The sequence below is a fragment of the Agromyces indicus genome, assembly GCF_031432295.1.
Lineage (GTDB): Bacteria > Actinomycetota > Actinomycetes > Actinomycetales > Microbacteriaceae > Agromyces > Agromyces indicus.
This window is the reverse complement of the sequence record NZ_JAVKGS010000002.1, coordinates 1-25,368: the sequence shown is the minus strand read 5'-3', so window position 1 is coordinate 25,368 and position 25,368 is coordinate 1. Positions and strand designations below refer to the sequence as shown.

23 protein-coding genes, 3 rRNA genes and 1 riboswitch are annotated in these 25,368 nt (G+C 71.1%); of the genes, 8 read left to right on the top strand and 18 right to left on the bottom strand.

Features of this window, described 5'->3' with window-relative positions:
* The first annotated feature begins 22 nt into the window (after positions 1-22).
* Both RH861_RS06330 and RH861_RS06325 read left to right on the top strand, forming a co-directional pair.
* On the top strand, positions 23-1,708 hold the full coding sequence (locus tag RH861_RS06330) for a dolichyl-phosphate-mannose--protein mannosyltransferase (RefSeq protein ID WP_310520303.1): 1,686 nt from the start codon (positions 23-25) through the stop codon (positions 1,706-1,708).
* On the top strand, positions 1,705-2,703 hold the full coding sequence (locus tag RH861_RS06325; protein WP_310520302.1) for a YeiH family protein: 999 nt from the start codon (positions 1,705-1,707) through the stop codon (positions 2,701-2,703). Before RH861_RS06330 ends, RH861_RS06325 begins: the two co-directional genes overlap by 4 nt.
* Here RH861_RS06325 and RH861_RS06320 read toward each other — a convergent pair.
* The 7 genes from RH861_RS06320 to RH861_RS06290 form a co-directional block, all read right to left on the bottom strand.
* The gene (locus tag RH861_RS06320) at positions 2,679-3,740 is read right to left on the bottom strand and encodes an NAD(P)-dependent alcohol dehydrogenase (RefSeq protein WP_310520301.1); all 1,062 of its coding nucleotides are present in this window, start codon (positions 3,738-3,740) and stop codon (positions 2,679-2,681) included. The two genes, RH861_RS06325 and RH861_RS06320, sit on opposite strands and share 25 nt — an antisense overlap.
* On the bottom strand, positions 3,737-4,735 hold the full coding sequence (locus RH861_RS06315; RefSeq protein WP_310520300.1) for an NAD(P)-dependent alcohol dehydrogenase: 999 nt from the start codon (positions 4,733-4,735) through the stop codon (positions 3,737-3,739). Before RH861_RS06315 ends, RH861_RS06320 begins: the two co-directional genes overlap by 4 nt.
* Entirely contained in the window at positions 4,732-4,965 is a 234-nt protein-coding gene (locus RH861_RS06310) for a helix-turn-helix transcriptional regulator (protein WP_310520299.1), read from the bottom strand. Before RH861_RS06310 ends, RH861_RS06315 begins: the two co-directional genes overlap by 4 nt.
* The gene (locus tag RH861_RS06305) at positions 4,959-5,390 is read right to left on the bottom strand and encodes a hypothetical protein (protein WP_310520298.1); all 432 of its coding nucleotides are present in this window, start codon (positions 5,388-5,390) and stop codon (positions 4,959-4,961) included. The genes RH861_RS06310 and RH861_RS06305 overlap by 7 nt, the downstream gene beginning before the upstream one ends.
* A 225-nt stretch (positions 5,391-5,615) precedes the next feature.
* Positions 5,616-5,945: a DMT family transporter gene (locus RH861_RS06300; protein ID WP_067949890.1), complete on the bottom strand. Its 330-nt coding sequence runs from the start codon at positions 5,943-5,945 to the stop codon at positions 5,616-5,618.
* A gap of 11 nt (positions 5,946-5,956) precedes the next feature.
* Positions 5,957-6,023, bottom strand: a riboswitch (guanidine-III (ykkC-III) riboswitch).
* A gap of 71 nt (positions 6,024-6,094) precedes the next feature.
* Entirely contained in the window at positions 6,095-7,264 is a 1,170-nt protein-coding gene (locus RH861_RS06295) for an FAD-dependent oxidoreductase (RefSeq protein ID WP_310520297.1), read from the bottom strand.
* Positions 7,261-7,551, bottom strand: coding sequence for an antibiotic biosynthesis monooxygenase family protein (locus RH861_RS06290; RefSeq protein WP_310520296.1), 291 nt, complete (start codon positions 7,549-7,551; stop codon positions 7,261-7,263). Before RH861_RS06290 ends, RH861_RS06295 begins: the two co-directional genes overlap by 4 nt.
* Before the next feature lie 93 nt (positions 7,552-7,644).
* Here RH861_RS06290 and RH861_RS06285 point away from each other — a divergent pair, with 93 nt between their 5' ends.
* The 3 genes from RH861_RS06285 (at position 7,645) to RH861_RS06275 (ending at position 10,292) form a co-directional block, all read left to right on the top strand.
* Positions 7,645-8,205, top strand: coding sequence for a cysteine hydrolase family protein (locus tag RH861_RS06285; protein ID WP_310520295.1), 561 nt, complete (start codon positions 7,645-7,647; stop codon positions 8,203-8,205).
* Positions 8,206-8,349: 144 nt separating this feature from the next.
* A complete protein-coding gene (locus tag RH861_RS06280; protein WP_310520294.1) occupies positions 8,350-9,675 on the top strand; it encodes an O-acetylhomoserine aminocarboxypropyltransferase/cysteine synthase family protein in 1,326 nt (441 codons plus the stop codon).
* The gene (locus RH861_RS06275) at positions 9,672-10,292 is read left to right on the top strand and encodes a CoA-binding protein (protein ID WP_374760960.1); all 621 of its coding nucleotides are present in this window, start codon (positions 9,672-9,674) and stop codon (positions 10,290-10,292) included. The genes RH861_RS06280 and RH861_RS06275 overlap by 4 nt, the downstream gene beginning before the upstream one ends.
* A 27-nt stretch (positions 10,293-10,319) precedes the next feature.
* On the opposite strand, the gene RH861_RS06270 is transcribed toward RH861_RS06275, so the two are convergent.
* Positions 10,320-10,874, bottom strand: a complete 555-nt coding sequence (locus tag RH861_RS06270; RefSeq protein WP_310520293.1) for a GNAT family N-acetyltransferase — start codon at positions 10,872-10,874, stop codon at positions 10,320-10,322.
* 82 nt (positions 10,875-10,956) lie between these two features.
* Positions 10,957-12,060 carry a ThuA domain-containing protein gene (locus RH861_RS06265; RefSeq protein ID WP_310520292.1) on the bottom strand — a complete coding sequence of 368 codons (1,104 nt, stop codon included), beginning with the start codon at positions 12,058-12,060 and terminating at the stop codon, positions 10,957-10,959.
* A gap of 280 nt (positions 12,061-12,340) precedes the next feature.
* Here RH861_RS06265 and RH861_RS06260 point away from each other — a divergent pair, with 280 nt between their 5' ends.
* Complete coding sequence (locus tag RH861_RS06260) at positions 12,341-13,717, top strand: L-serine ammonia-lyase (protein WP_310520291.1); 1,377 nt, start codon at positions 12,341-12,343, stop codon at positions 13,715-13,717.
* A gap of 72 nt (positions 13,718-13,789) precedes the next feature.
* The gene (locus RH861_RS06255) at positions 13,790-13,981 is read left to right on the top strand and encodes a hypothetical protein (RefSeq protein ID WP_067949873.1); all 192 of its coding nucleotides are present in this window, start codon (positions 13,790-13,792) and stop codon (positions 13,979-13,981) included.
* Positions 13,982-14,018: 37 nt separating this feature from the next.
* Here the strand turns inward: RH861_RS06255 and RH861_RS06250 are convergent, their stop codons facing one another.
* The 4 genes from RH861_RS06250 to RH861_RS06235 all read right to left on the bottom strand — a co-directional run bounded on the left by RH861_RS06250 (position 14,019) and on the right by RH861_RS06235 (position 18,542).
* Complete coding sequence (locus RH861_RS06250) at positions 14,019-14,501, bottom strand: rhodanese-like domain-containing protein (protein WP_067949871.1); 483 nt, start codon at positions 14,499-14,501, stop codon at positions 14,019-14,021.
* Between the two features lie 95 nt (positions 14,502-14,596).
* Positions 14,597-15,874, bottom strand: a complete 1,278-nt coding sequence (locus tag RH861_RS06245; protein ID WP_310520802.1) for a M18 family aminopeptidase — start codon at positions 15,872-15,874, stop codon at positions 14,597-14,599.
* A 47-nt stretch (positions 15,875-15,921) separates the two neighbouring features.
* Positions 15,922-16,857, bottom strand: a complete 936-nt coding sequence (locus RH861_RS06240; protein ID WP_310520290.1) for a J domain-containing protein — start codon at positions 16,855-16,857, stop codon at positions 15,922-15,924.
* Between the two features lie 86 nt (positions 16,858-16,943).
* Entirely contained in the window at positions 16,944-18,542 is a 1,599-nt protein-coding gene (locus RH861_RS06235; RefSeq protein ID WP_310520289.1) for a DUF7059 domain-containing protein, read from the bottom strand.
* Positions 18,543-18,689: 147 nt separating this feature from the next.
* Here RH861_RS06235 and RH861_RS06230 point away from each other — a divergent pair, with 147 nt between their 5' ends.
* Positions 18,690-19,022, top strand: a complete 333-nt coding sequence (locus RH861_RS06230; protein WP_067949864.1) for a hypothetical protein — start codon at positions 18,690-18,692, stop codon at positions 19,020-19,022.
* Between the two features lie 3 nt (positions 19,023-19,025).
* On the opposite strand, the gene RH861_RS06225 is transcribed toward RH861_RS06230, so the two are convergent.
* From RH861_RS06225 to RH861_RS16375, 5 genes are all read right to left on the bottom strand, one after another.
* Positions 19,026-19,463: a DUF3054 domain-containing protein gene (locus tag RH861_RS06225; protein ID WP_310520288.1), complete on the bottom strand. Its 438-nt coding sequence runs from the start codon at positions 19,461-19,463 to the stop codon at positions 19,026-19,028.
* A 16-nt stretch (positions 19,464-19,479) separates the two neighbouring features.
* Positions 19,480-21,354: a thioredoxin domain-containing protein gene (locus RH861_RS06220; RefSeq protein WP_310520287.1), complete on the bottom strand. Its 1,875-nt coding sequence runs from the start codon at positions 21,352-21,354 to the stop codon at positions 19,480-19,482.
* Between the two features lie 95 nt (positions 21,355-21,449).
* Positions 21,450-21,566: ribosomal RNA gene (rrf, locus tag RH861_RS06215) — 5S ribosomal RNA — on the bottom strand.
* 195 nt (positions 21,567-21,761) lie between these two features.
* Positions 21,762-24,862: ribosomal RNA gene (locus tag RH861_RS06210) — 23S ribosomal RNA — on the bottom strand.
* A gap of 458 nt (positions 24,863-25,320) precedes the next feature.
* Positions 25,321-25,368, bottom strand: a 16S ribosomal RNA gene (locus RH861_RS16375); the annotation flags it as partial.

The window sequence follows — 25,368 nt, the reverse complement described above, 5'->3', positions numbered from 1 at the left end:
GGTCGCGGCTACAGTGGGGCGCATGGGTTCGAACGGGGTCGGCGCCGACGCGCGCGACGCCGCATCCGTCACCGCGCCGGAACCGCCCGAGCGCGCCGCCGAGGCCGAGCCCGGGACTGGGACCGGCCCGGTCGACGCTCCCGCGACCGCCCCCGGCCCGCGCGGGTCGCGCCTCGACGAGCGCTGGGCGCACCTGCTGCGCACCCCCCGTCGCCGCGCCGTCTGGTACTGGGGCGGCCCCGTCGCGGTCGCGCTCATCGCGGCGCTGCTGCGCTTCTGGAACCTCGGCCACCCCCAGGAGATCGTCTTCGACGAGACGTACTACGTGAAGGACGCGTGGACCCTCATCGCGAACGGCTACGAGTCGGCCTGGCCCGAGGGCGCGAACGAGGACTTCGCGCGCGGCGACACCGACGTCTTCTCCGACGACCCGTCGTACGTGGTCCACCCGCCGCTCGGCAAGTGGATGATCGGGCTCGGCATGGCCCTCTTCGGCGCCGACAGCGCGTTCTGGTGGCGCGCGTCGACGGCGCTCGCCGGCGTCGTCGCGGTGTTCGCGCTGACCATGGTCGGCCGCATCCTGTTCCGGTCCACCTTGCTCGCCGTGATCGCCGGGCTGCTGTTCGCGGTCGACGGCAACGCCATCGTCATGAGCCGCGTGGGCCTGCTCGACAACTGGCTGATGCTGTTCTGCCTGCTGGGCTTCTGGTTCGTGCTGCTCGATCGAGCGAAGACCGAGGACCGGTTCGCCGCGCGGCTCGCGGCGCTGCGGGCTGACGGCGCCGAGCCCCGGTCGGGTCCGGTGGTGTGGGCGCGACCCTGGGTGGTCGCGGCGGGCGTCGCGTTCGGCGCGGCGATCGCCGTGAAGTGGTCGGGGCTGTACTTCCTGGCGGCGGTGGGGGTCTACCTCGTGCTCGTCGACGCGCTCGCGAGGCGTCGCGCCGGGCTGCCGTTCTTCGTCGAGGGCGCGGTCGTCAAGCAGGGGCCGGTCACGTTCCTGCTGCTCGTCCCCGTCGCGGCCGCGACCTACCTCGCATCGTGGACCGGCTGGCTCGTGACCTCGGGCGGGTACTACCGCGACTGGGCCGACCAGCCCGAGAATGCGGCCACCGGGTTCTGGTCCTGGGTGCCGCATCCGCTGCAGAGCCTGTGGCACTACCACCAGGCCGCCTACGGCTACCACGTGGGGGTCCGAACCGACCACCCGTGGGAGGCGAACCCGCTGACGTGGCCGCTCATGCTCCGTCCGACGAACATGTACTACGCCGAGGTCGACGGCTGCGGCGGGGGCGAGTGCGTGTCGTCCATCATCGGCATCGCCAACCCGCTGATCTGGTGGGCGGCCACCCTCGCCTCGGTGTACCTCGTCTACCGCTTCGCACGGTACCGGGAGTGGCAGGCGGGCGCCGTCCTGCTCGGCGCGGCGGCCGGGTACCTGCCGTGGCTGCTCTACGTGGAGCGCACGGTGTTCCACTTCTACACGATCGCGTACGAGCCGTTCGTGCTCCTCGCCCTGACGTACGTGCTCGGCATCGTCCTCGGCAGGCCCGACGATCCACGCTGGCGTCGCCAGCAGGGCATCGCCACGGTCGCGGTGTTCCTCGTGGTGGTCCTCGTCGTCTCGGCGTTCTTCTTCCCGATCTGGAGCGCGATGCCGACGTCGCCGGAGTTCCGGCAGCTGCACTTCTGGCTGCCCGGGTGGGGATGACGCGCACGCCCGCGTGGGGCGAGCGGATGCCGGGCGTCGGCGTCGCGGCGCTCGCCGCGGTCGTCGCCTGGCTCGTGCACCTCGCGGTACCCGCCGTGCCGCTGCTCACGGTCGCGGTCGCGGCGGGCATCGTCGCGGGCCAGGTCCCGCGGGTGCGGCCACACCTCGACGGCGCGCTCCGGCCGGGCCTGGCGTTCAGCGGTCGCACGCTGCTCCGCGCCGGAATCGTGCTCCTCGGACTCCAGCTGGGACTCGGCGAAATCGTCGGCCTCGGCTGGGTCACGGTGCTCACGACGATCGGCGTGGTCGTCCTCACGTTCGCCGGCACGTGGTGGCTCGGACGCGCGGTCGGCCTGCCCGGGCATGAACCGCTGCTCGTCGCGAGCGGCTTCGCGATCTGCGGCGCCTCGGCGATCGGCGCGATGGGCGGTGCCGTGCGGGCGCGGCAGGAGGAGCAGGCGGTGCCGGTGGCGCTCGTGACGCTGTGCGGCACGCTCGCGATCGCGGTCCTGCCCGCCCTGTGGCATCCGCTCGGCCTGACGGCTGCCGAGTTCGGGCACTGGGTGGGTGCGGGCGTGCACGACGTCGGCCAGGTCGTCGCCACGGCGCAGGTGGCGGGCGCGTCGGCCCTCGCGGTCGCGGTGGTCGTGAAGCTCACCCGGGTGCTGCTGCTCGCCCCGATGGTCGCGATCGCGGCGAGCGTCGAACGGCGCCGGGTGACGGATGCCGCGGGCCCGCGCCCCGCCATCGTGCACCTCTTCATCGTCGGCTTCCTCGCGGCGGTGCTGCTCCGCACGTTCGTGCCGTTGCCCGAGGCGCTGCTCGGCGCCGCGGAGGTGGTGCAGACGACCCTGCTCGCCATGGCGCTCTTCGCACTCGGCTCGTCGATCCGCGTGGGTGCGCTGCTGCACACCGGCTGGCGCGCGCTCGTGGTCGGGCTCTCGTCGTGGGCGCTCGTCGCCGCGCTCGCCTACGGCGCCGTGCTGCTCGGCTGAGCCGGGCGACGTGCGGTGCCTCCCGCGGCGTCCGCTGACGCGCCCGCGGCATCCGGCGCCGACCGGTCGTCGCGCACCCGGATCGCGACCTTGCCCCGGACCCCACCGGACTGGAGGCGTGCGATCGCCTCCGCCGCCCGGTCGAACGGGACGACCTCGTCGACCACGGGTCGCAGCCGCCCCGCCTCGGCGTGCCGACGGAGCTCGTCGAGGTCGTCGCCGCTGCGACGTGCGACGAGGGGCTTCAGGCGCCGACGCGTGAACGGCGACATGAGCGTCGCGGCCGCCAGCCTCGGGATCGGCCCGAGCACGCGCGAGCCGGTGCCCGAGGAGAGCACGAGCGTGCCGCGCGGGGTGAGGATCCGCTTCAGTGCGCGGATCGGGTGCGCGCCCGCGAGATCCATGATGACGTCGTACCGGGCGCTACCGGTGGTCGGGTCCTCGGTGTGCCGGTCGAGGACGTGGGTCGCCCCCGCGGCGCGGACGTGGTCGGCCTTCGCGGCGCTCGCGACGCCCGTGACCTCCGCGCCGAGCGCGACCGCGAGCTGCACGGCGAACGTGCCGACGCCGCCGCTCGCGCCGATCACGAGCACGCGGTCGCCGGATGCCACGCCGCCGAGGCGCAGCCCCTGCAACGCGGTCGTGCCCGAGACGGGGATCACCGCGGCGTGCGCGTCGTCGAGGTTCGCCGGGGCCCGGCGCACGTACGTGGCATCCACCACCGCGGTCTCGGCGAAGCCGCCCTGGTCGGACTCGGCGAACACGCGGTCGCCGGCCGCGAGGGTCGTGACGCCCTCGCCGACGGCGCTGACGACCCCGACGACGTCGCGTCCGACGGGCTGCTTCGGCCGCTTCCGACCGAAGACGGCGCGGAGCATGAGCGGCTCGCCTCGCATGATCCACACGTCGCCGGCGTGGACGCCCGCCGCATGGACCTCGATCGCCACCTGTCCGGGGCCCGGTGGGGCCGGATCGGGCACCTCGGCGACGACGAGGACCTCGGGGCCCCCGTATCCGATCTGGGTGAGCGCCTTCATGATGCCTCCTGCAGTTCGGGCACGGGCGCGATCACGACCGTGCCGGCCTTGTGTCCGGTGTCGACGACGGCGTGGGCCTCGGCGACGGCGTCGAGCGGAAGGATCCGATCGACGAGCGGCGCGAATCGGCCGGATGCCGTGAGCGCCGCGAGCTCCTCGAGGTCGGGGCGCTTCGCCTCGGCCGACCGGAGCCCGGTGAACATGATGACGGCGCGACGCCGCCCGAGCCGCGACGTGAGCTGCTGCAGCATGATCGCCCAGGACGGCACGGTGGTGAGGTAGCGACCGCCGTCGGCGAGCACGCGGCGCGCCCGCCGGAACGAACTCGCCCCCACCGCGTCGAACACGAGGTCGTACGTCGTGGCGTCCGCGGGGCGCATCGGGTCCTCGCGGGTGTAGTCGATGACCCGCCGCGCGCCGAGTCGCGAGACGAGGTCGGCGTGCCCGGGGCCGCACACGCCCGTCACCTCGGCGCCGAGCCGAGCGGCGAGCTGCACCGCCGCGGAGCCCACCGCGCCCGACGCGCCGTTGACGAGCACGCGCATGCCGGGCCGCAGCCGGCCGCCGTCGCGGAGGAAGGGCAGCGCGGTCATGGCGCCGTCGCAGATCGCGACCGCCTGCGACGTGGTGACGCCGTCGGGCAGCGGCACGATCGCGCCGTGCTCGCTCACGACGACGGCCTCGGCGTGCGCGCCGCCGTCGGCGCCCGTCGCACCGAAGACCCGGTCGCCGACGGCGAACCGCTTCACGTCGGCCCCGACCGCGTCGACGACGCCGGCGAAGTCCGATCCGAGCACGGTGTTGCGGGGGCGGCGCAGCCCGAAGGCGAGCCGAGCGAACCAGGGCGAACCCGCCCGGCCCGCGGCATCCGACGCCCCGACGGATGCCGCGTGCACCCGCACGCGCACCTCGCCCGGCCCGGGCTCGGGCTGCTCCCGCTCCTCGATCCCGACGACGTCGGGCGAACCGTACCGGTGGTAGGCGGCGATCCTCATGATGCCGACACCTCCTCGTGGGGGTACTGGAAGACCTCGTCGAGCGGCACCCCGAACACCTGAGCGATCTGGAAGGCCATCTCGAGCGACGGCGAGTAGCGGCCCTGCTCGATGGCGATGACGGTCTGGCGGGTGACCCCGAGCCGCTGCGCGAGCTCGGCCTGGGTCATCTCGCCGTGCCGGAACCGCAGGGTGCGGATGTCGTTCGTGACCCGCGTCGGTTTCACCATGCGGGCAACCCCCGGCGGTACATGGCGAGTTTCGCGAGGCTCCCGAGCACCGCCGAGAGCACGAAGCCGAGGTAGATGGCGTTGGCGATCCAGAACCAGTGCACCTGCAGCATGGCGAGCACGAGCGCGCCGATGCCCGCGATCACCACGAGCGAGTTGCCCACCTGCTCGCCGGCCCGGTCGATCTGCTTGTCGCGCACGTCGGCGCGGGTGCTCTCGCTGGGGCTCGCGATCTCGATCGCGATGCGCGCGACGATGCCGGCGACGACGGCGCCCCCGATGGTCCAGAGCATGGGGATCGCGTAGTCGACCTCGTCGACGGGCGTGCCGCCCACGATCTGGGAGAGCACGAGCCAGAGGTACACCGCGTACCCCGCGATCGCGACCACGAGGAACGACCACGTGCCCTTCTCCTCGTATGACATCCGCTTCCTCCGATGTGAAGAATATTTGACACGCCCAGTGTCAACCATTCCCGACATCGTGTCAAGCATTCTTGACACAGCGGATGCCGCAGGGCCGGCGCGGTCGGCGCGGCCGCCCGCGTCCGACCCCGCCGGCGCGCGAGGGTATGGCGAACGACGGTTCCGCCGCACGTCGAGCGACGTTCGACATACCCTCGCCGCTGGCGCGCGGCGCAGCGCGGCGCGCTAGTGCCCGGCGCCGCCGTCGACGAGCTTCAGGCCGACGACGCAGCCGACGAGTCCCGCGATGAGCGCGAGGCGGGCCCACGAGACATCCGTCTCGCCCGTGACCATCGCCCAGATCACCGTGAGCGCGGCGCCGATGCCGACCCACACGGCGTACGCCGTGCCCACGGGGATCTCGCGCATCGCCCACGCGAGCCCGCCCATCGAGAGCACGAGCGTCGCGCCGAACACGACCGACGGCCAGAGCCGGGTGAACCCCTCGGACCGGCCGAGGGCGGTGGCCCACACGGCCTCGAGCACACCGGAGAGGATGAGGACGATCCACGACATGACGGCACTCCTTCGGCCAGTCTTGTCGCGCTCCGGGTACTGGGTTCCCTCGTCCGGGGCCGCCCCTCGGCGACCTCATCCGAGGCTAGCAGGCGCCCCTGATCACGGCCTGTGCAGCAGACGGCCGGCGGAGGTCGCGCGGCGGCGCCTCAGCGCCCAGCGAGCCCGGTCGGCGACGACCCCGCCGAGATCGCCCTGCCGGCCCGGAACCGGTCCGGCGCCGGCCCCGAGCCGTCGGCGAGATCCGCCAGGATCCGCCCGACGACGGGCGTGAACTTGAACCCGTGCCCCGAGAACCCGGCGCCCAGGACGATGGGCCCGATGCGGTCGAGCACGAAGTGCTCGTCGGGCGTACTCGTGTAGGTGCAGCTGATCGGGTCCGCCGTGTCGGCGTCGACGCCCGGGAGCCACTCGCGCGCATAGCGCTGCAGGTCGGCGAGTTGATCGGGCACGGGCAGGAAGTCGCGTGCGTCGGGGTCGACGACGGGGCCGACGCCGTGCCATCCGGCCTTCACGCCCTCGCCCGGCGTCAGCATGCCGTAGACCGGCGAGCGCCAGTACTCGTAGCCGTCGGCCGCTACGCCCGGGAAGTGGTTGTAGCTCGGCCACACGACCGACTCGTCGCGCACGGCGAAGTGGGCGGGCTGCTCCTGGGTCACCACGAGCCGCGGCAGGGCGAGCCCGCCGACGAGCTTCGCGGTCCATGCGCCGAGCGTCACCACCGCGGTCCGCGCCTCGAAGAGCTCCTCGCCGGCGTCGGTCGTGCAGCTCACGCGAACGCGCGCGTCATCGAGGACCTCGATGCGCGTCGCCCGCGTGCGATGCCGCACGTCGGCCCCCGCGGCAGCGGCGGTCGCGTGGAGCGCCGCGACCGTGGCATCCGCGTCCACGCGCCCGGCCCGCTCGTTGAACAGCACGCGCGTGTCGAAGCGGATGCCGGGCCAGCGGCGCCCGGCCTCCTCGACGGGCAGGAACTCGGCCGGGATGCCGGCCGCGGCGAGCGCGGCGTGCACGTCGTCGAAGTGAGCGCCGTGACCGTGGTTCGCGACCCCGACGAGGTCGAGGAGGCGGGTGCCGGACTCGGCCTCCAGCTCGCGCCACAGCGGGAGCGCCTCGACGAGCAGCCGCACGTAGGCGGGATCGTCGTACGCGACGTTGAAGTTCCGCGAGGCGCCGTGCGAGGCGCCGTTGCGGTGCCCGGGCTCGAAGCGCTCGAGCAGGGCAACCTCACGGCCGCGGCGCGCGAGCTGCCAGGCGGTCGCTGCTCCCATCGCACCGCCGCCGACCACCACCGTCTCGACGCGAGTGACCGCGGTCATGCCACCTCCCGGAAGTGCTCGACGACGGGGAAGGGATCGTAGAACCCGTGCAGCAGCTCCCGCCAGCGCGCGTACTCGGGCGAGCCGCGGAATCCCGGATCGTGGTCCTCGAGGCGCTCCCAGTGCACGAGCAGCAGGTATGCGTTCGGGGTCTCGACCGACCGCGACAGGCGCAGGTCGACGAACCCGGGCATCGATGAGATGATGAGCCGCGCCTCGGCGAAGGCCGCCTCGAACGCGGCCTCGCGGCCCGGGACGACGGGGAGGATGGCGTGCTCGAGGATCATCCGGCCCACGCTACCGCGCCGTTGGCAGCCGCTCGCCGAGGAATGGCAGGCGTGGGCCGGGCACGGCGCCGGGCCGCCCGTCACGATGGACCCATGGACTTCGACGACACCGCCGCCCTCCTCGTGATCGACGTGCAGCAGGGATTCGACGACCCGTACTGGGGCGACCGCGACAACCCGGACGCCGAGGCGAACATCGCCCGGCTCGTGCAGGCGTGGGCGGATGCCGCGCGGCCGATCGTGCTCGTCCGGCACGACTCTCGCGAGCCCGGGTCGCCCCTCCGGCCCGGCTCCCCCGGCAACGCACTGAAGCCCGTCGTCGCCGACGCGCCGCACGACCTCTTCGTCACGAAGCACGTGAACTCGGCGTTCTACGGCGAGCCCGACCTCAAGGCGTGGCTCGACGAGCGCGGCATCCGGCAGCTCGTCGTCTGCGGCATCCAGACGAACCAGTGCGTGGAGACGACCGCCCGCATGGGCGGCAACCTCGGCTACGACGTGGTGCTCCCCATCGACGCGACCCACACGTTCGACATGGCCGGCCCGGGCGGCCTCCGCCTCACGGCCGTCGAGCTCGCGCGGGCGACCGCGGTGAACCTCGACGGCGGCGGGTTCGCGCGCGTGGTCGCGACGGACGACGTGCTCGCCGGGTGACCCCGACGGGACGCGACACGCCGCATCGACGCCGCACCCGACGGCGAGTCGCGTCCCCTCGGGACGCCGCCGGCCACGCGGCATCCGTTGCCTCTCGTTACGGCGACGAGCGGATGCCGCAGCCCGGCCGACTACCGTGGCCCCATGGCAGACCGCGAATACGGCTTCAAGACCCGCGCCATCCACGCGGGCAACATCCCCGACGCCGAGGCGGGCGCCCGCGCGCTCCCGATCTACCAGTCGAGCGCCTTCGTCTTCGACGACACGGCCGATGCGGCGGCGCGCTTCGCGCTGCAGAAGTACGGCAACATCTACTCGCGCCTCGCGAACCCGACGGTCGCCGCGTTCGAGGAGCGCGTGGCGAGCCTCGAGGGCGGGCTCGGCGCGGTCGCCACGGCGAGCGGCCTGTCGGCGCAGTACATCACGTTCGCGAGCCTCGCCGGCACGGGCGACCACATCGTCGCCTCCGCGAACCTCTACGGCGGCTCGATCACCCAGCTGGATGTCACCCTCCGCCGATTCGGCGTCGAGACGACGTTCGTCCGCTCATCCGACCCGGCCGACTACGCGCCGGCGATCACCGAGCGCACGAAGGCGCTGTTCGTCGAGACGATCGCGAACCCGTCGGGTGAGGTCGCCGACCTCGAGGGGCTCGCCGACGTCGCGCACGCGCACGGCATCCCGCTCATCGTCGACTCGACGATCGCGACCCCGTACCTGAACCGCCCGATCGAGTGGGGCGCCGACCTCGTCACCCACTCGGCGACGAAGTTCCTCGGCGGGCACGGCACGACCCTCGGCGGCGTCGTGGTCGAGTCGGGTCGGTTCGACTGGCACTCCGAGAAGTTCCCGCTCTTCGGCGAGTCCGTGCCGCACTACGGCGGGCTCCAGTGGTCGGGCAACTTCGGCGAGTACGCGTTCCTCACGCGCCTGCGGGCCGAGCAGCTGCGCGACATCGGGCCGGCGCTCGCGCCGCACTCGGCGTTCCTGCTCGCGCAAGGGGTCGAGACGCTGCCGTACCGCATCCAGGCGCACATCGACAACGCGCGCGCGGTGGCCGAGTGGCTCGACGCCGACCCGCGCATCGAGCGCGTGTTCTGGGCGGGCCTGCCCGACCACCCGCACTTCGAGCGCGCGGGCAAGTACCTCCCGAAGGGGCCCGGCTCGGTCTTCAGCTTCGAGGTGAAGGGCGGCCGCGAGGTCGGCCAGAAGCTCATCGAGTCGGTGAACCTCGCGAGCCACCTGGCGAACATCGGCGATGCGAAGACGCTGATCATCCACCCGGCGTCGACGACGCACGCGCAGCTCACCGACCAGCAGCTCGTCGATGCGGGCGTGCTCCCCGGTGTCGTACGGCTCTCGGTCGGCATCGAGGATGTCGACGACATCATCGCCGACCTGGACCAGGCCCTCTCGGCTGCGACCGCGGGCCTCGCGGTCGCCGGCGCCACGATCGGAGGCACGCGATGAGCACCGCCGTCGACCTCGACACGTCCGGCGCCGAGACGACGGATGCCGCGGCCGGCGACGTCGAGACCGTGCGCCTCGTCAACGGCCTCTCGTGCGAACTGCCCGCGAGCTCGCCGCTCGCGAAGCTGCTGAAGTCGCAGCGCACGTGGATCGGCCCCGACGCGAGGCAGCGGCAGCGGATCCTCAACGCCGCGAGGTCGGTCGCGATCGTCGGCGCGTCGCCGAAGCCGCAGCGCTCGAGCTACTTCGTGGGCACGTACCTGCAGCAGTCGAGCGACTATCGCGTGTACTTCGTGAACCCCAACGAGACCGAGATCCTCGGGCAGCCCGCCTATGCCGGCCTGGCGGACCTGCCCGAGGTGCCCGACATCGTGGTGGTGTTCCGGCGCGGCAGCGACATACCGTCGGTGGTCGACGAGGTCGTCGCGGCGGGTGCGAAGACCATCTGGGTGCAGCTCGGCATCTGGAACGAGCAGGCTGCCCACCAGGGCGAGGAGCAGGGGCTCACGGTCGTCATGGACCGGTGCATCAAGGTCGAGCACGCACGCTTCCACGGGGGCCTGCACCTGCTCGGGTTCGACACGGGCCAGATCACGAGTCGCCGCGGCGGGCGCTGAGGAACGATCCGGACGCGTCCGGGCGGGTCAGGCGGCGTGCGCCGCCCGGCCGGCGTCGGCATCGACGTCGCGGCCGTAGGCCCAGATGAGGATGCTCGTTCCGTCGGGACGCTCGAACGTGAACTCCCGCTCGAGCAGCCGCTCGAAGCCGAGGCGCTCGTAGAGCCGCTGGGCGGCGATCATCTGCCGCCCGGTGTTCAGCACGACGCGGCGGAGGCCGCGGTCCGCCGCGAGCGCGGTCACGTGGTGCACCAGCCGCTCGCCCACCCCGCGTCCGCGCGCCGCCGCGGCGACGCCGAGGAAGCGGAAGTCGAGCTCGTCCCCGTCGCGGGCGACGGCGGAGAGGCGCTCCCCGGGCCGCGGCGTGGTGACGGTGCCGAGCAGCGCGCCGGACGCGGCATCCTCGGCGACCCACACCTCGTGGTCGCGCGCCCGGTCGGCGACGGCCTCGATCTCGGCGAGGTAGTCCTCGGAGAGCTCGTAGTCGCCGGCGTACGCCTGGCGGACGAGGCGGCCCACCGAGGCGGCCTCGTCGTCACGCATGAGGCGGATGCGCACCCCGGCGGAATCGTTCACGGACATCCGCACGAGTCTACGCCGCGCCGGCTGGGTGAAGGTCGTGGCCCCGGGCGAGACGCCCGGGGCCACGACCGGCCGGTCCTGCTCAGGAGAGCAGGCCCTCCTGCCACTCGATGAGGTCGGCGATCTTGGAGACCAGGACCTCGTCCTGCAGGCCGTGCGCCTTGCCCTTCGCCTGGCGGAGCACCGCGATGGCACCCGCGTGGTCGCCCGCGTCGGCCGCCGCCTCGGCGGCGTCGAGGTAGGCCGTGACGTCGGCACCGAGCTTGTCGACGCGGACGGATCCGTCGCCGAGGCCGCCGACGATCTCGCCGACCTCGTTGAAGGTGACGCAGTCGCCGCCGCCGGTCACGACGCCCGCGGTCCACTCGATGCCCTTGAGGGTGTGCTCGAGGAAGAGCGGGTCGTGCCACGACGCATCGGTGTGCCCGGCGCCCTCGTACCACGAGCGGCCGCCCTCGAAGTTGTGGCACCACGCGATCGGGTGGTCCGCGCCCATCCGCCCGCTGCCGGGGTTGTAGGTCGACTCGTCGAGCGTGATGAGCACGTGCACGTCCTCACGCGGGTTGGTCGTGAAGTTGTACCACTCGTCGAAGCGCACCCACTCGGTCGGCAGCATCTCGGTCGAGGGGTGCGACGGGTTCTCGACGCGCATGGTCGCGGTCTGCTGCGCCGGGTGGTTGCGGAAGCGCGCGCTGCCGCCCGTGAGCTCGCTGTACCACGGCACCGTGTGCATCGAGTCCGTCGCCGCGTGCAGCCCGACGTAGCCGCCGCCGCCGCGGATGTAGCCCTGGAACGCGGCGAGCTCGGTGTCGTCCAGCAGGCGGGGCCGGTTGGGGTCGAGGTTGTTCGTGGCGTCGACCGGCGAGGCGAAGATGATCGTCGCGTACTTCGACAGGTCGGCCGTGCTCGTGAACGGCGTGCTGGGCAGCGTCAGCGACGGCTGACCCGGTGAGGTGCCCTGCGGCGGATCCCACACGTCGACGGCGAACCCGTGCTCCTCGCCGAGGGCGATGATCGCATTGGTGGTGTCGTCGATGTGCGAGTGCCGGAAGCCGAGCGTCTCGCCCACGACGAGCACGCGGTAGTCGTCGTCGGCGGCCTGCGCGGGCATGGCGACGACGCCGAGGCCGAGCGCGACTCCCGCGGCGCAGAGCCCGGTGACCGCGCGTTGGACATGTTGCTTCATAGGTCGTTTCTCCCCTTCGAGTACGGACCGATGCCGCCGGAGCGAATCAATATGTTGCACGCGACGACATATCTTGTCGCAGCCGACCCTATTCCCGACGGCGAGCGGATGTCAACGGCTGGCGTGAATACCTGTCAGTCCGATGCACAACTTCTGCCGTTCTCCGTTAAAAGCGCCTCCGCGGTGGGCACAGCGGCATCCGCAGTCGGATCGCGGGTGCGCGCACGATTCTTCGATCGATCGGGGGAACCGTGCGCGTGCTGCGACGTAGGCTGGGCTGGTGACAGCGTTCGTCTCAGCCCTCGACCTCTTCTCGATCGGGATCGGGCCCTCCAGCTCCCACACGGTGGGACCGATGCGGGCCGCTCGGACGTTCGTCGAGACGCTCCACGCGAACGGCACGCTCGAGCGGGTCCGGCGGGTCAGCTGCTCCCTGTACGGCTCGCTCGGCGCGACCGGACTCGGCCACGGCACGCCCGACGCGGTCGTCGCGGGCCTCGCCGGCCTCACACCGCACGACTGCGACCCCGACGACGTGCGCGGCGCCTGGGCGAGGCTCGGCTCCGGCGGGGCCGAGGTCCGGCTCGCCGGCACGCACCCGATCTCGATGACCCGGGACGACGTCTCCCTCGAGCCGCGCACGCGCCTGCCCGGCCACCCGAACGCCATGTCGCTGCAGGCGTGGGGCGACGACGACGCACTCCCCCTCGCCGAGGAGACGTACTACTCGGTGGGCGGCGGCTTCATCCGCCGCGAGGGCGACGCCCCGGAGCAGGCGGAGGCACTGCGGCATCCGCTGCCCTACTCGACCGCGGCCGAGCTGCTCGACCTGTGCGACGCGCACGACGTCAGCTTCTGCGACGTCGCGTGGCGCAACGAGGTGGCCGTGCACGGCGAGGCGGGCATCGTCGCGGGGCTCGACGCCATCTGGGCGGCGATGGCCGAGTGCGTCGACCACGGCCTGCGCACCGAGGGCGTGCTCCCCGGCATCCTCAAGGTGAAGCGCCGCGCCCCCGAGGTCCGGCGCCGGCTCGAGGAGTACGACCGCGACGAGCACGTCCGCGACACCTCCACGGAATGGCTCCATGCGTTCGCGCTCGCGGTCAACGAGGAGAACGCGTCGGGCGGCCGCGTCGTGACCGCGCCCACCAACGGCGCCGCCGGCATCATCCCCGCCGTCGGTCACTACTACCTGCGGTTCGTGCCCGGCGCCGACCAGGAGGGCATCCGCCGGTTCCTGCTCACGGCGGCCGCGATCGCGAGCCTCGTGAAGAAGAACGCCTCGATCTCCGGCGCCGAGGGCGGCTGCCAGGCCGAGGTCGGCTCGGCGTGCGCCATGGCCGCCGGCGCGCTCTGCGCGGTGCTCGGCGGCACCCCGCGCCAGATCGAGAACGCCGCGGAGATCGCCATGGAGCACCACCTCGGCCTCACGTGCGACCCGGTGGCCGGCCTCGTGCAGGTGCCGTGCATCGAGCGCAACGCCATCGCGGCGTCGACCGCCGTGTCCGCCGCGCGACTGGCCCTGCACGGCGACGGCACGCACGTCGTCTCCCTCGACACCGTGATCGAGACCATGCGGCAGACGGGCATCGACATGATGACGAAGTACAAGGAGACCAGCGAGGGCGGCCTCGCGGTCAACGTCATCGAGTGCTGACGCCCGATCCCGCGCCGGTGTCCCCCGGACGGGTCCCTTCTCTCTGGCCGCTCGCTCTGCCAAGGTAACGGGGTGGACCCGAACATCGACCCCGACGTCGTCGCCGGCGTCAGCACCTTCGCGCTGCTGATCGGCGTGATCGTCTACTTCGCGACGATCGCCCTCAGCCTCTGGATCGGCTATCTCATCGTCAAGGCGGCCGTGCGCAACGGCCTGCGCGAGCACACCCTCTGGCTCGAATCCCGCCGGGGGCCGCTGCGCTGACGGATGCCGCGTGCGCCTGCCCGCCGGACGACGACGGTCAGCAGGCGCACTCGACGGCGTCCGCCGCCGCCGCGACGTTCGTCAGGGGGTCGAGCGGATGCCGCTCCGTGCCACCGTCGCGCTCGACCGCGAAGCCCTCGCGCGCCCAGTACTCGAACCCGCCGAGCATCTCCTTGACGGGATGGCCGAGGGTGGCGAAGGCGAGGGCGGCGCGCGTGGCGCCGTTGCAGCCCGGCCCCCAGCAGTAGACGACCACCGGGGTGCCGGGGGCGATGAGCTCCGGCGCGGCCTCCGCGATCCGCCGGCCGGGCAGGTGCACGGCGCCGGGGATCCGCCCCGCCGACCACGCCGCCTCGCTGCGGGTGTCGACGAGCACGAAGCCGGGTTCGTCGGCGGCGAGCGCCGCGGCGACGTCCGAGACGTCGGTCTCGAAGCCGAGGCGCGCCCGGAAGTGGCGCGCGGCCTCCTCCGGTGCGGCGGCGTGATCGAAGAGTGCGGGTGCGGGGAGCGTCGAGGTCATGCCTCGATGCTCGCACCCGCGGGCCGACGGCGTCGGCGCGGTTCGCGCCGAGATTGCGCGAGATCCCGCCAACGTCGGGTCGGCCGGCCCGCCGGTCAGGCGTGCGACAGGAAGGCGCCGAGCGCCGCGCCGAGCGCCGCGAGGTCGTCGACGTGGGCCAGTTCACGGGCCGAGTGCATCGACAGCAGCGGCGGGCCGACGTCGACCGTGCGGATGCCGAGGCGCGTGGCCGTGAGCGGACCGATGGTCGAGCCGCACGGGATGGCGTTGTTCGACACGAAGGGCTGCATGCCGGCGCCCGCCGCGCGGCAGGCCTCCGCCCACAGGGCCGAGCCCGCGGCATCCGTCGCGTAGCGCTGGTTGGCGTTGAGCTTCAGCAGCGGCCCGCCGCCGAGCACCGGACGGTTCACCGGATCGTGTCGCTCGGGATAGTTCGGGTGCACGGCGTGACCGGCATCGCTCGAGACGTGCCACGACGCGGCGAACGCGCGGCGGCGCTCCTCCACGCCGGCTCCGAGTCCGGCGCCGATGCGGGTGAGCACGTCGTCGAGGAAGGGGCCGCTCGCGCCCGAACGGGACTCGGAGCCGAGCTCCTCGTGGTCGAACGCGGCGAGCACGCTCACGTGGCCGGCGTCGGCCGGGGCATCGAGCAGGGCGGTGAGACCCGCGTGCACCGAGCTGAGGTTGTCCATGCGGCCGGAGGCGAGGAACACGTCCCCCCGACCGAAGCGCGCCGGAGCGGCCGCATCGACGACGTGCACGTCGTGGCCGACGACGTCCTCGGCCGCCACGCCCACGAGTCCGGCCAGGTGCGCCACGACGTCGGCCGGCTCCGGGCCGCCCTCCACGCCCCAGATCGGCTGGACGTGCCGCTGCTTGTCGAGGGTGAGCCCGTCGGCGTTGACGCCCCGGTCGAGGTGGATCGCGAGCTGCGGGATCCGCAGCAGCGGTCCGGTCGCGACGAGGTGCTCCGCGCCGTCGCGGGTGACGAGGCGTCCCGCGAGGCGCAGCTCGCGGTCGAGCCAGGAGTTCAGCAGCGGGCCGCCGTAGACCTCCACGTTCGCCTGCGACAGTCCGGCCGCAGCGCTCGACGGGTTCGGCTTGAGCTTGAACGACGGCGAGTCCGTGTGCGCGCCGACGATCCGGAACGGGGTCGTGGCGCCCGCGGACTCGGGCTGCACCCACGCGATCACGGCGCCGTCGCGGACCACGACCCGGCGGCCCGCGCCCGTCGGCCAGGCGTCCCGCTCGTCGAGCCGCTCGAACCCGGCGGCCTCCAGCCGCCGCGCGACCTCGGCGGCGGCGTGGTACGACGACGGCGATGCCGTCACGAATGCGGTGAAGTCCTCGATGTACGCGTCGACGTCAGGCATGCCCATCCCTCCATCCTCCCCCACCGGTGCGTCACGTCGGGACGCGATCAGGCGAAGCGCACCGTCGCCTGCAGCCGCGCGCGCACCTCCATGGAATCCACGCCGCCGAGCTGCGGCGACCCGGGGATCCCATCGCGAATGGCGCTCGCGAGCCGCGACCTGCGGGCGAGGGCGACCGCGGCGCCGCGGTTCGTGCCGCCCACCTCGAGGGGCACCGCGGCGTGCTCGTCGGGCACGACCACGAGGAGCGCGGTCGGCTTCACCTTCGCCGGGCGGGTGACGGCCTTGGCCCGGCCGGCGAGCGCGCGGATCGGCCGTTCGCCGGCGAGCGCGTCGCCGACGAGTTCGCCGCGCTTCAGCGCGACCGGACCGCCCCAGTCCTCGGACTGGATCGCGATGAGCCCCGTGGGGCCGAGCACGAGGTGGTCGAGCTTCGGCGGCAGCCCCGGTCCTCCGGCGTCCGTCGCGAGGTCGTGCCAGACGGTGTACGCGATGCCGAGCGTCGAGAGCGCGCGTGCCGTCTCCTCCTCGGCGAGCGCGTCGGCGAGCACGTGACGGATGTCGCGCGGCGCGCTCCGCACGAGGGCCGGGTCGTACGGGTCGTCGAGTGTGACGCCGCGGCCCGCCCACTCGCGGATGAGGGCGAGGTACTGCTCGCGCGAGAACCCGCCGGGATGCCCGTACGAGCGCGCGAGCGGCCGCGAGTCGCGGCGGGGCCGCGGAGCGGCCGGCGCGAACGGGTCGTGCGGGGCGTCCGAGGGCGCCGTCGTGCGGACGCCCCGGTCGAATGCGGCGCGCGCCTCGGGCGTGCCGACGAGCTCCCACGCGGCCTGCACGGCATGGAACGTGGCCGCGTCGCCACCCGTGTCGGGGTGGGCGTGCCGCAGCGCGCGGCGGTACGCCAGGCGGAGCTGGGCGGCGTCCGCATCGGCGGGCACGCCGAGCACCTCGTACGGGGAGGCGGAGAGGGGGCTGTCGGGCATGGGCTCGCTTTCGGTGGGCGAGCACGAGAATACCGCCGCCCGCCGGAAGCACGCCGAATGCGGTCGCGCCTGGGCCCGCGGCCCGCTCAGCCGACGGGCCGCAGCAGCCCGCCGGCGACGAGCTCGCGCACGGCCGGGCCGAGCTCATCCCACAGCTCGGTCGGATCCACCTCCAGCAGCTGGGCGATCGCGTCGGAGAGGACGCCGACGGGCAGCTCCCCGTCGGCGGCGCCGACGAGCGCCGCGAGGCCCGTGCCCGCGTCGACCGTGCGGGCGAACCCGCCGCCCTGGTGCAGCAGGATGACGGCCGGCTGCTCGGCCCCCGGCCAGTGGTGCCGCTCCTCGGTCACGTCGGGCGCGACGGCGATGCGGACCGCCCGCAGGCCGACGTCATCCAGTCCGGAGATGCGGTCCATGGCTCCGAGGCACTCGGCCAGGTGCGCCGCCAACCCGCCCGAGCCCTCGCCGAGTGATCCGTGGAGGCGCTCCGCGCGCGCGAGCCGCGGCGTCGCGTTCGCGGCGGGCCGCCGGAGCAGCAGGTATCCGAACCCGACCGACTCGACGCCGCGGGCGGCGAAGTCGTCGAGCCAGGCCGCGTACATCGCCTCGAACTCGGGCGTGCCCGGCCGCGTGCCGCCGTCGCGGATCCACGTCTCGGCGTACTCGCCGGGGTCCTGACGTTCGCGCTCGACGACCCAGTACTCGAGTCCCGCCTCGGCCAGCCAGCCGGTGACCCGCTCGAGCCCGTCGGCGAGGCCGTCCGCGGTCCGCCGGTACTCCCAGTTGCCGAGGAGCTGGGCGATGCCGTCGGGGCGCAGGTGCTGGGCCGTCCCGCGGAGGACCGCTTCGACGAGCCCGTCGCCGACCATGCCGCCGTCGCGGTACTCGTACACGGGCACGCCGTCGCGTCGCGGCGTGATGACGAACGGCGGGTTGGACACGATGCGGTCGAAGTGCTCGCCGGACACCGGCTCGAACAGGCTGCCGAGGCGCAGCTCCACGCGCTCGATCCCATTGAGCGCGAGGTTGAGCCGGGCGAAGCGCAGCGCCCGCTCCGAGACATCCGTCGCCACGACGCGGTCGCTGAACCGCGCCGCGTGCATCGCCTGGATGCCGCAGCCCGTCCCGAGGTCGAGCGTCGCCTCGACATGCTGCGGCACGAGCAGCCCGCTCAGGGTCAGGGAGGCGCCGCCGACGCCGAGGACGTACTCCTCCGGCAGCGCGCCGCCCGTGGCGAGCTCCCCGAGGTCCGAGGCGATCCACCACTCCCCCTCACCGCTCGCGTCGGCGAAGGCGTACGGCCGCAGGTCGACTCGCGGCGAGGCGACCTCGCCGTCGACCGCGACGAGGCCGAGCCGCTCGGCGCCACCGAGGTCCAGGGTCGGCAGTGCCGAGGCGAGGGCGTCGGATGCCACCGGCATCCCGAGCACGAAGCAGCGCACGAGCGTCGCGAGGCCCTGCTCGTCGGGTCCGACGTGCTCGAGGGCGCGCAGCGCGGGCACGCGGTGTCCGCGGCGGAGCGCCGATCCCGGGTGCGTCGCGTCGGACCGGGCGCCGCGCTCCCACAGCGCCTCGATCGCGGACACGGTGAACCGGGCGGCGGCGAGGTCGCGCGCGAGGGCGTCGACCGCGCCGAGGTCCGGTCCGTCGGCGGGGACGCCGGGAGGCGCGGGGTCGGTGCTCACGCCCCCATTCAACCAGCCGGCCGCGACGTTCCCGGATCGTCATCTGAGCGACATCCGCCGTCAATGCCGGACGTCGACGCGTAACCCCGCCGACACACGCGCCGCGTACGGTCGGTTACCATCGGACGAGCGAGGGGAGGTCGCATCATGGCGGAGCCGACGACGCTGGAACGCCTGCGACAGGACGCACGCGACGAACTCGCCGCGCTCATCGAGCTGCGCTGCCGCATGGGCGAGGACCCTTGGACCTTCCTCCCGGAGCTGCCGTCGGTGGACGAGCAGGTCGTCGCGACGCTCCGCGAGGAGCGGCTGCACTCCGAGCGCTGGAGCCCCGCGCGAGCGCGCGCGTATCATCCGACCGCTCGGCGCGGCGACGTGGCGCGCTTCGAGTTCGAGGTGCTCCGCGACATCGCGCTCGACCACCCCGAGCTGAGCCGCGCGGTATGGAGCATGCTCGAGCGGGTGCCGTCGACCTGGTGAGGTTCAGCCAGCCGCGCGACGTGCTCGTTGCCGTGCGACGAGGGCGGCCACAGCGCGCCAGCCGACGAGGAGCATCGCGAGCGTCAGCGTCGCGACGATGACGAACGGCACCGCGGTGCCCTGATCGGTGGCCGCGCGCAGCAGCATGCCGATCGCGACCGCGCCGACCCACGCCGCGACGCCGGTCGGCCACGGCGCCGTCGGCCGTCGCCATGCCCGCGCGGCGAGCCACCCCGCCGCCCCGCCGACCAGGAACGGCCACGCGGTGGCCCAGATTCCGGCCGGGTCGAGCGTCTCGGCGTGGCTGGACCGTCCGGCGATCGCGAACGCCACGATGAGCACGGCGTCGACGACCGCCGCGAGCACGATCCGGGCGGGCGCGGTCCGGGCGGGCGCGGTCCGGGCGGGCGCGGTCCGGGCGGGCGCGTCGGTCGTGGTCACCCGTCCATCGTACGGATCAGGGTTCGGCGTCGACGAGCGCGGCGAGTTCCTCGCCGGTCGAGACGGGCAGCGCGCACACGAACGCGCGGCAGCGGTACGCGGCCCCGCCGCCGTCGCGGGCGGTCCGCCCGTCGAACAGCTCGAAGCCGGCCTCCGCGAAGTCCCTCGCCTGGGGTTCGGTGACGATCGCCGAGACGGATGCCGCCTGCCGCCGCGCGACGCGGACGAGCTCCTCGTCGAGCGCGTCGGTCTGGTCGCTCGTCACGGTGACGAGTTGCACCAACGGGGTGGCCAGTCGGGCCATCACCTCGAGCGCGCCGCCGAAGGCGATCGGACGCTGCACCGCGATGCCCGCGACGGAGCGCACGGCCCGCTCGGCGAGATCGCGGTAGCGGTCCCCGGCACCGAGCGCGTAGAGCTCGAAGGCTGCCGCGGCGCAGGCCGTCATGCCGGACGGGGCGGCCCCCTCCGCCGGGTCGGCGGGAAGTGCCAGACCACGTGCGCGGAGCACCGGGTCGGGTCCGCCCGGCGCAGCGAACGCGTCGTCGTCACCGGATGCCGTGGCTGCCGCGTCGACCAGTTCGCGCGCCGTGGTCGCGTACCGCACGTTGCCGGTCGCCGTGGCCAGCGCGATCAGGCCGCCCGCCAGCATCCCCGTGTCCTCCAGGGTGGCGACCGCGTCCGAGAGCTCGCCGTCGAGCGAGGCCCGGGCGAGGCGTCCGTCCGGCTGCAGGTGGGTGGCCAGGACGAAGTCGGCGGCGCGGCGCGCGGCCGACGTCGCGCGTTCGTCGCCGAACACCGATCCCGCGCGGGCGAGGGCGCCGATGGCGAGCCCGTTCCAGCCGGTGAGGACCTTCGCGTCGAGCGCGGGCGGTTCGAGCTCGGCGCGGCCGGCGGCATCCCGGCGGTAGTAGCCGCCTTCGCTGCGCTGCCCGTCGATCACGCTCTCGGAGTCCTGGGCGCTCGCGAACCCGCCGCTCGGCAGCCGCATCCGTTCGACGAGGAAGTCGATGAGGCCGCCCGCCAGTGAGTCGGCGAATGCCGGGGCGTCCCGTCCGGTGGAGAGTTCGGCGGTGACGGAGAGCAGGAGCGCGTTGTCGGTGAGCATGCGCTCGTAGTGCGGGTCGCTCCAGTCCGCCCGGGTCGCGTAGCGGAAGAAGCCGCCCTCGACCGGGTCGCGGAGCGGCGACGCCCCCATGCGGCGAAGGGTCCGGGCGGCGAGCTCGCGCGCATCGCCGCCGGCTCGGGTGAGGAAGGCGAGCACCGGCGCCACGGGGAACTTCGGGGCGCTGCCGAACCCGCCGAACTGCCGGTCCTCCCCCTGGGCGAGGGTGGCGACCGCCTGCTCGAGCGCGGCGCGGTCGGGCAGGTCGCCATCGGTGCGGGCGACGGATGCCGCGGTGAGCGCCTCGCCGACGGCGTCCGCCGTCCGATCGAGGTCCTCGCGCCGCTCCCGCCAAGCTTCGTCGACCGCGGCGAGCACGTCGGCGAACGACGGGATGCCCTGGACGGCCCGGGGCGGGAAGTACGTGCCCGCGTAGAACGTCCGGCCGTCGGGCCGGGTGAACACGGTGAGCGGCCAGCCGAGATCCCTGGTGAAGGCGGATGCCGCAGCCAGGTAGCTCGCGTCGACGTCGGGGTGCTCTTCGCGGTCGACCTTGATGGCGACGAATCGGTCGTTGAGCACACGGGCGATCTCGGGATCGCTGAAGCTCTCGCGCGCCATGACATGGCACCAGTGGCACGTGGCGTAGCCGACGGAGACGAGCACGGGCACGTCCCGCCGTCGCGCCTCCTCGAAGGCGGCTTCGCCCCACGGATACCAGTCGACCGGATTGCCGGCGTGGGCTCGCAGGTACGGGCTGAGCGCGTCGCCGAGTCGGTTCCCCATCGACCCAGCCTAGGCATCCCGCGGGCGGTCGTCAGGACCTCACGGGTTAAATGCAGAAGAGCCGCCCAACTCTGGGCGGCTCTTCCGTGAAGTATGTCCGGCGGTGTCCTACTCTCCCACAGGGTCGCCCCTGCAGTACCATCGGCGCTGCGAGTCTTAGCTTCCGGGTTCGGAATGTGTCCGGGCGTTTCCCTCGCGCTATGGCCGCCGAAACTCTAGAACCATCCGCACCCTGGGGGGTGTGGTGGTGGTCTCGGTGGCACCCCGGTGCCAGGCCCCGTGTGGGGGTGGTGGGGTGCGGGTTGCACTGTGTGATTGTGTTGGGTTTCCCGTCTGCTGGGAACCACAGAGTGGACGCGAGTCATCAGGCTCCACACCGCTGCCTTACAACGATGGTGTGGATAGTGATTGTCAAGTTGTCGGCGTATTAGTACCAGTCAGCTGCACACCTTGCGGTGCTTCCACATCTGGCCTATCAACCCAGTCGTCTGGCTGGGAGCCTCTCCCCCCGAAGGGGATGGAAATCTCATCTTGAGGCCGGCTTCCCGCTTAGATGCTTTCAGCGGTTATCCATCCCGAACGTAGCTAACCAGCGGTGCTCCTGGCGGAACAACTGGCACACCAGAGGTTCGTCCAACCCGGTCCTCTCGTACTAGGGTCAGATCCTCTCAAATTTCCTGCGCGCGCAGAGGATAGGGACCGAACTGTCTCACGACGTTCTAAACCCAGCTCGCGTACCGCTTTAATGGGCGAACAGCCCAACCCTTGGGACCTACTCCAGCCCCAGGATGCGACGAGCCGACATCGAGGTGCCAAACCATGCCGTCGATATGGACTCTTGGGCAAGATCAGCCTGTTATCCCCGAGGTACCTTTTATCCGTTGAGCGACAGCGCTTCCACAAGCCACTGCCGGATCACTAGTCCCGACTTTCGTCCCTGCTCGACCTGTCAGTCTCGCAGTCAAGCTCCCTTGTGCACTTACACTCGCCACCTGATTGCCAACCAGGTTGAGGGAACCTTTGGGCGCCTCCGTTACTCTTTGGGAGGCAACCGCCCCAGTTAAACTACCCACCAGGCACTGTCCCTGAACCGGATCACGGTTCGAAGTTAGATATCCAGAGTGACCAGAGTGGTATTTCAACAATGACTCCACGAACACTGGCGTGCCCGCTTCACAGTCTCCCACCTATCCTACACAAGCCACACCGAACACCAATACCAAGCTGTAGTAAAGGTCACGGGGTCTTTCCGTCCTTCTGCGCGTAACGAGCATCTTTACTCGTAATGCAATTTCGCCGAGTTCGCGGTTGAGACAGCTGGGAAGTCGTTACGCCATTCGTGCAGGTCGGAACTTACCCGACAAGGAATTTCGCTACCTTAGGATGGTTATAGTTACCACCGCCGTTTACTGGGGCTTAAATTCTCAGCTTCGCTCCGAAGAGCTAACCGGTCCTCTTAACCTTCCAGCACCGGGCAGGCGTCAGTCCGTATACATCGTCTTGCGACTTGGCACGGACCTGTGTTTTTAGTAAACAGTCGCTTCCCACTGGTCTCTGCGGCCTTCAACGCTCCAGGAGCAAGTCCCTTCACGAATCCGGCCCCCCTTCTCCCGAAGTTACGGGGGCATTTTGCCGAGTTCCTTAACCACGATTCTCTCGATCTCCTCGGTATTCTCTACCTGACCACCTGAGTCGGTTTGGGGTACGGGCGGCTGGAACCTCGCGTCGATGCTTTTCTCGGCAGCATAGGATCACCCACTTTTCATCCGCATCGCGTCTCAGCCTGTGTGAGCGACGGATTTGCCTATCGCTCGGCCTACACGCTTGCCCCGGGTCAACCATCGCCCGGGTTGGGCTACCTTCCTGCGTCACACCTGTTATCACGCTCACTCCACCAGATGGGGTCGCATGCCGCCCCGCGACGTTCCCCGAAGGGTCGGTCACGGCTTGGGATGCTTAGCACTCCTGGCTTCGTGTGGGCGGTTCTTCGCCGGTACGGGAATATCAACCCGTTGTCCATCGACTACGCCTGTCGGCCTCGCCTTAGGTCCCGACTTACCCAGGGCAGATTAGCTTGACCCTGGAACCCTTGGTCTTCCGGAGGACGGGTTTCTCACCCGTCTTTCGCTACTCATGCCTGCATTCTCACTCGTGTGCCGTCCACGGCTGGTTTCCACCGCCGCTTCACCCAGCACACGACGCTCTCCTACCCATCAACACGGCTGGACCACGAAGGCCTACCTAATATGTCAATGCCACAACTTCGGTGGCGTGCTTGAGCCCCGTTACATTGTCGGCGCGGAATCACTTGACCAGTGAGCTATTACGCACTCTTTCAAGGGTGGCTGCTTCTAAGCCAACCTCCTGGTTGTCTGTGCAACTCCACATCCTTTCCCACTTAGCACGCGCTTAGGGACCTTAGTTGGTGGTCTGGGTTGTTTCCCTCTCGACGATGAAGCTTATCCCCCACCGTCTCACTGCTGCGCTCTCACTTACCGGCATTCGGAGTTTGGCTGACGTCAGTAACCTGTTGGGGCCCATCGGCCATCCAGTAGCTCTACCTCCGGCAAGAAACACGCAACGCTGCACCTAAATGCATTTCGGAGAGAACCAGCTATCACGAAGTTTGATTGGCCTTTCACCCCTATCCACAGCTCATCCCCTCAGTTTTCAACCTAAGTGGGTTCGGTCCTCCACGACGTCTTACCGTCGCTTCAACCTGGCCATGGATAGATCACTTCGCTTCGGGTCTAGGACCTGCGACTGAATCGCCCTATTCAGACTCGCTTTCGCTACGGCTGCCCCACACGGGTTAACCTCGCCACAGATCACTAACTCGCAGGCTCATTCTTCAAAAGGCACGCTGTCACCCCTACAAGGAGGCTCCAACGGTTTGTAAGCAAACGGTTTCAGGTACTATTTCACTCCCCTCCCGGGGTACTTTTCACCTTTCCCTCACGGTACTTGTCCGCTATCGGTCATCTGGGAGTATTTAGGCTTATCAGGTGGTCCTGACAGATTCACACGGGATTTCTCGGGCCCCGTGCTACTTGGGATCCCCCTCCGGCCGGCCAGGCATTTCGACTACGGGACTCACACCCACTCCGGTCCGGCTTTCAATCCGGTTCGTCTATACCTGACGCGTCACCGCGGCTGTCCGGCAGAACAGCCCGAGAGGTCCCACAACCCCGACCATGCAACCCCTGCCGGGTATCACACATGACCGGTTTAGCCTCTTCCGCTTTCGCTCGCCACTACTCACGGAATCACGGTTGTTTTCTCTTCCTGTGGGTACTGAGATGTTTCACTTCCCCACGTTCCCTCTACCCGCCCTATATATTCAGGCGGGAGTCACCAGGTCACCCTGAGGGCCTGGCGGGGTTTCCCCATTCGGAAATCCTCGGATCACAGCTCGTTTATCAGCTCCCCGAGGCTTATCGCAGATTACGACGTCCTTCTTCGGCTCCAGATGCCAAGGCATCCACCGTTTGCTCTTAGAAACTTGAAATCACATGAGTTATCGAATCGCACACCCGGACCCGAAAGCCCGGATGCGAAATTGACCAGTGAATACACCAGACAGGCACCCGAAAGCACCCGCCGGCGACTCACCTCGTGACCCAACGTCCGAAAACGTTGAATCTAAGATGCTCGCGTCCACTATGTAGTTCTCAACAGACGGTCAGAACCCCCACCCCCACCAGCAACAGCCGGCTTCGGCGAAGGCCTGAAGAAACCATCCCCCACACCCGACCAGGGCGCAGGACGTCCGGTCCCTCAGGACCCAACAGCGTGCACGTGCCCGACCATCCGGCCCCCACCGTTCCAACCCACCGAAGCAGGCGTACTAGGTCTGAACCATCCAGACGAGCACCTATGTCAATGTTCCACCCATGAGCTGCCGACCAAGGACGTTCGCCTTGATGCCGGCTGCCTGGAAGGCCGAAGCCTCCAGATGCTCCTTAGAAAGGAGGTGATCCAGCCGCACCTTCCGGTACGGCTACCTTGTTACGA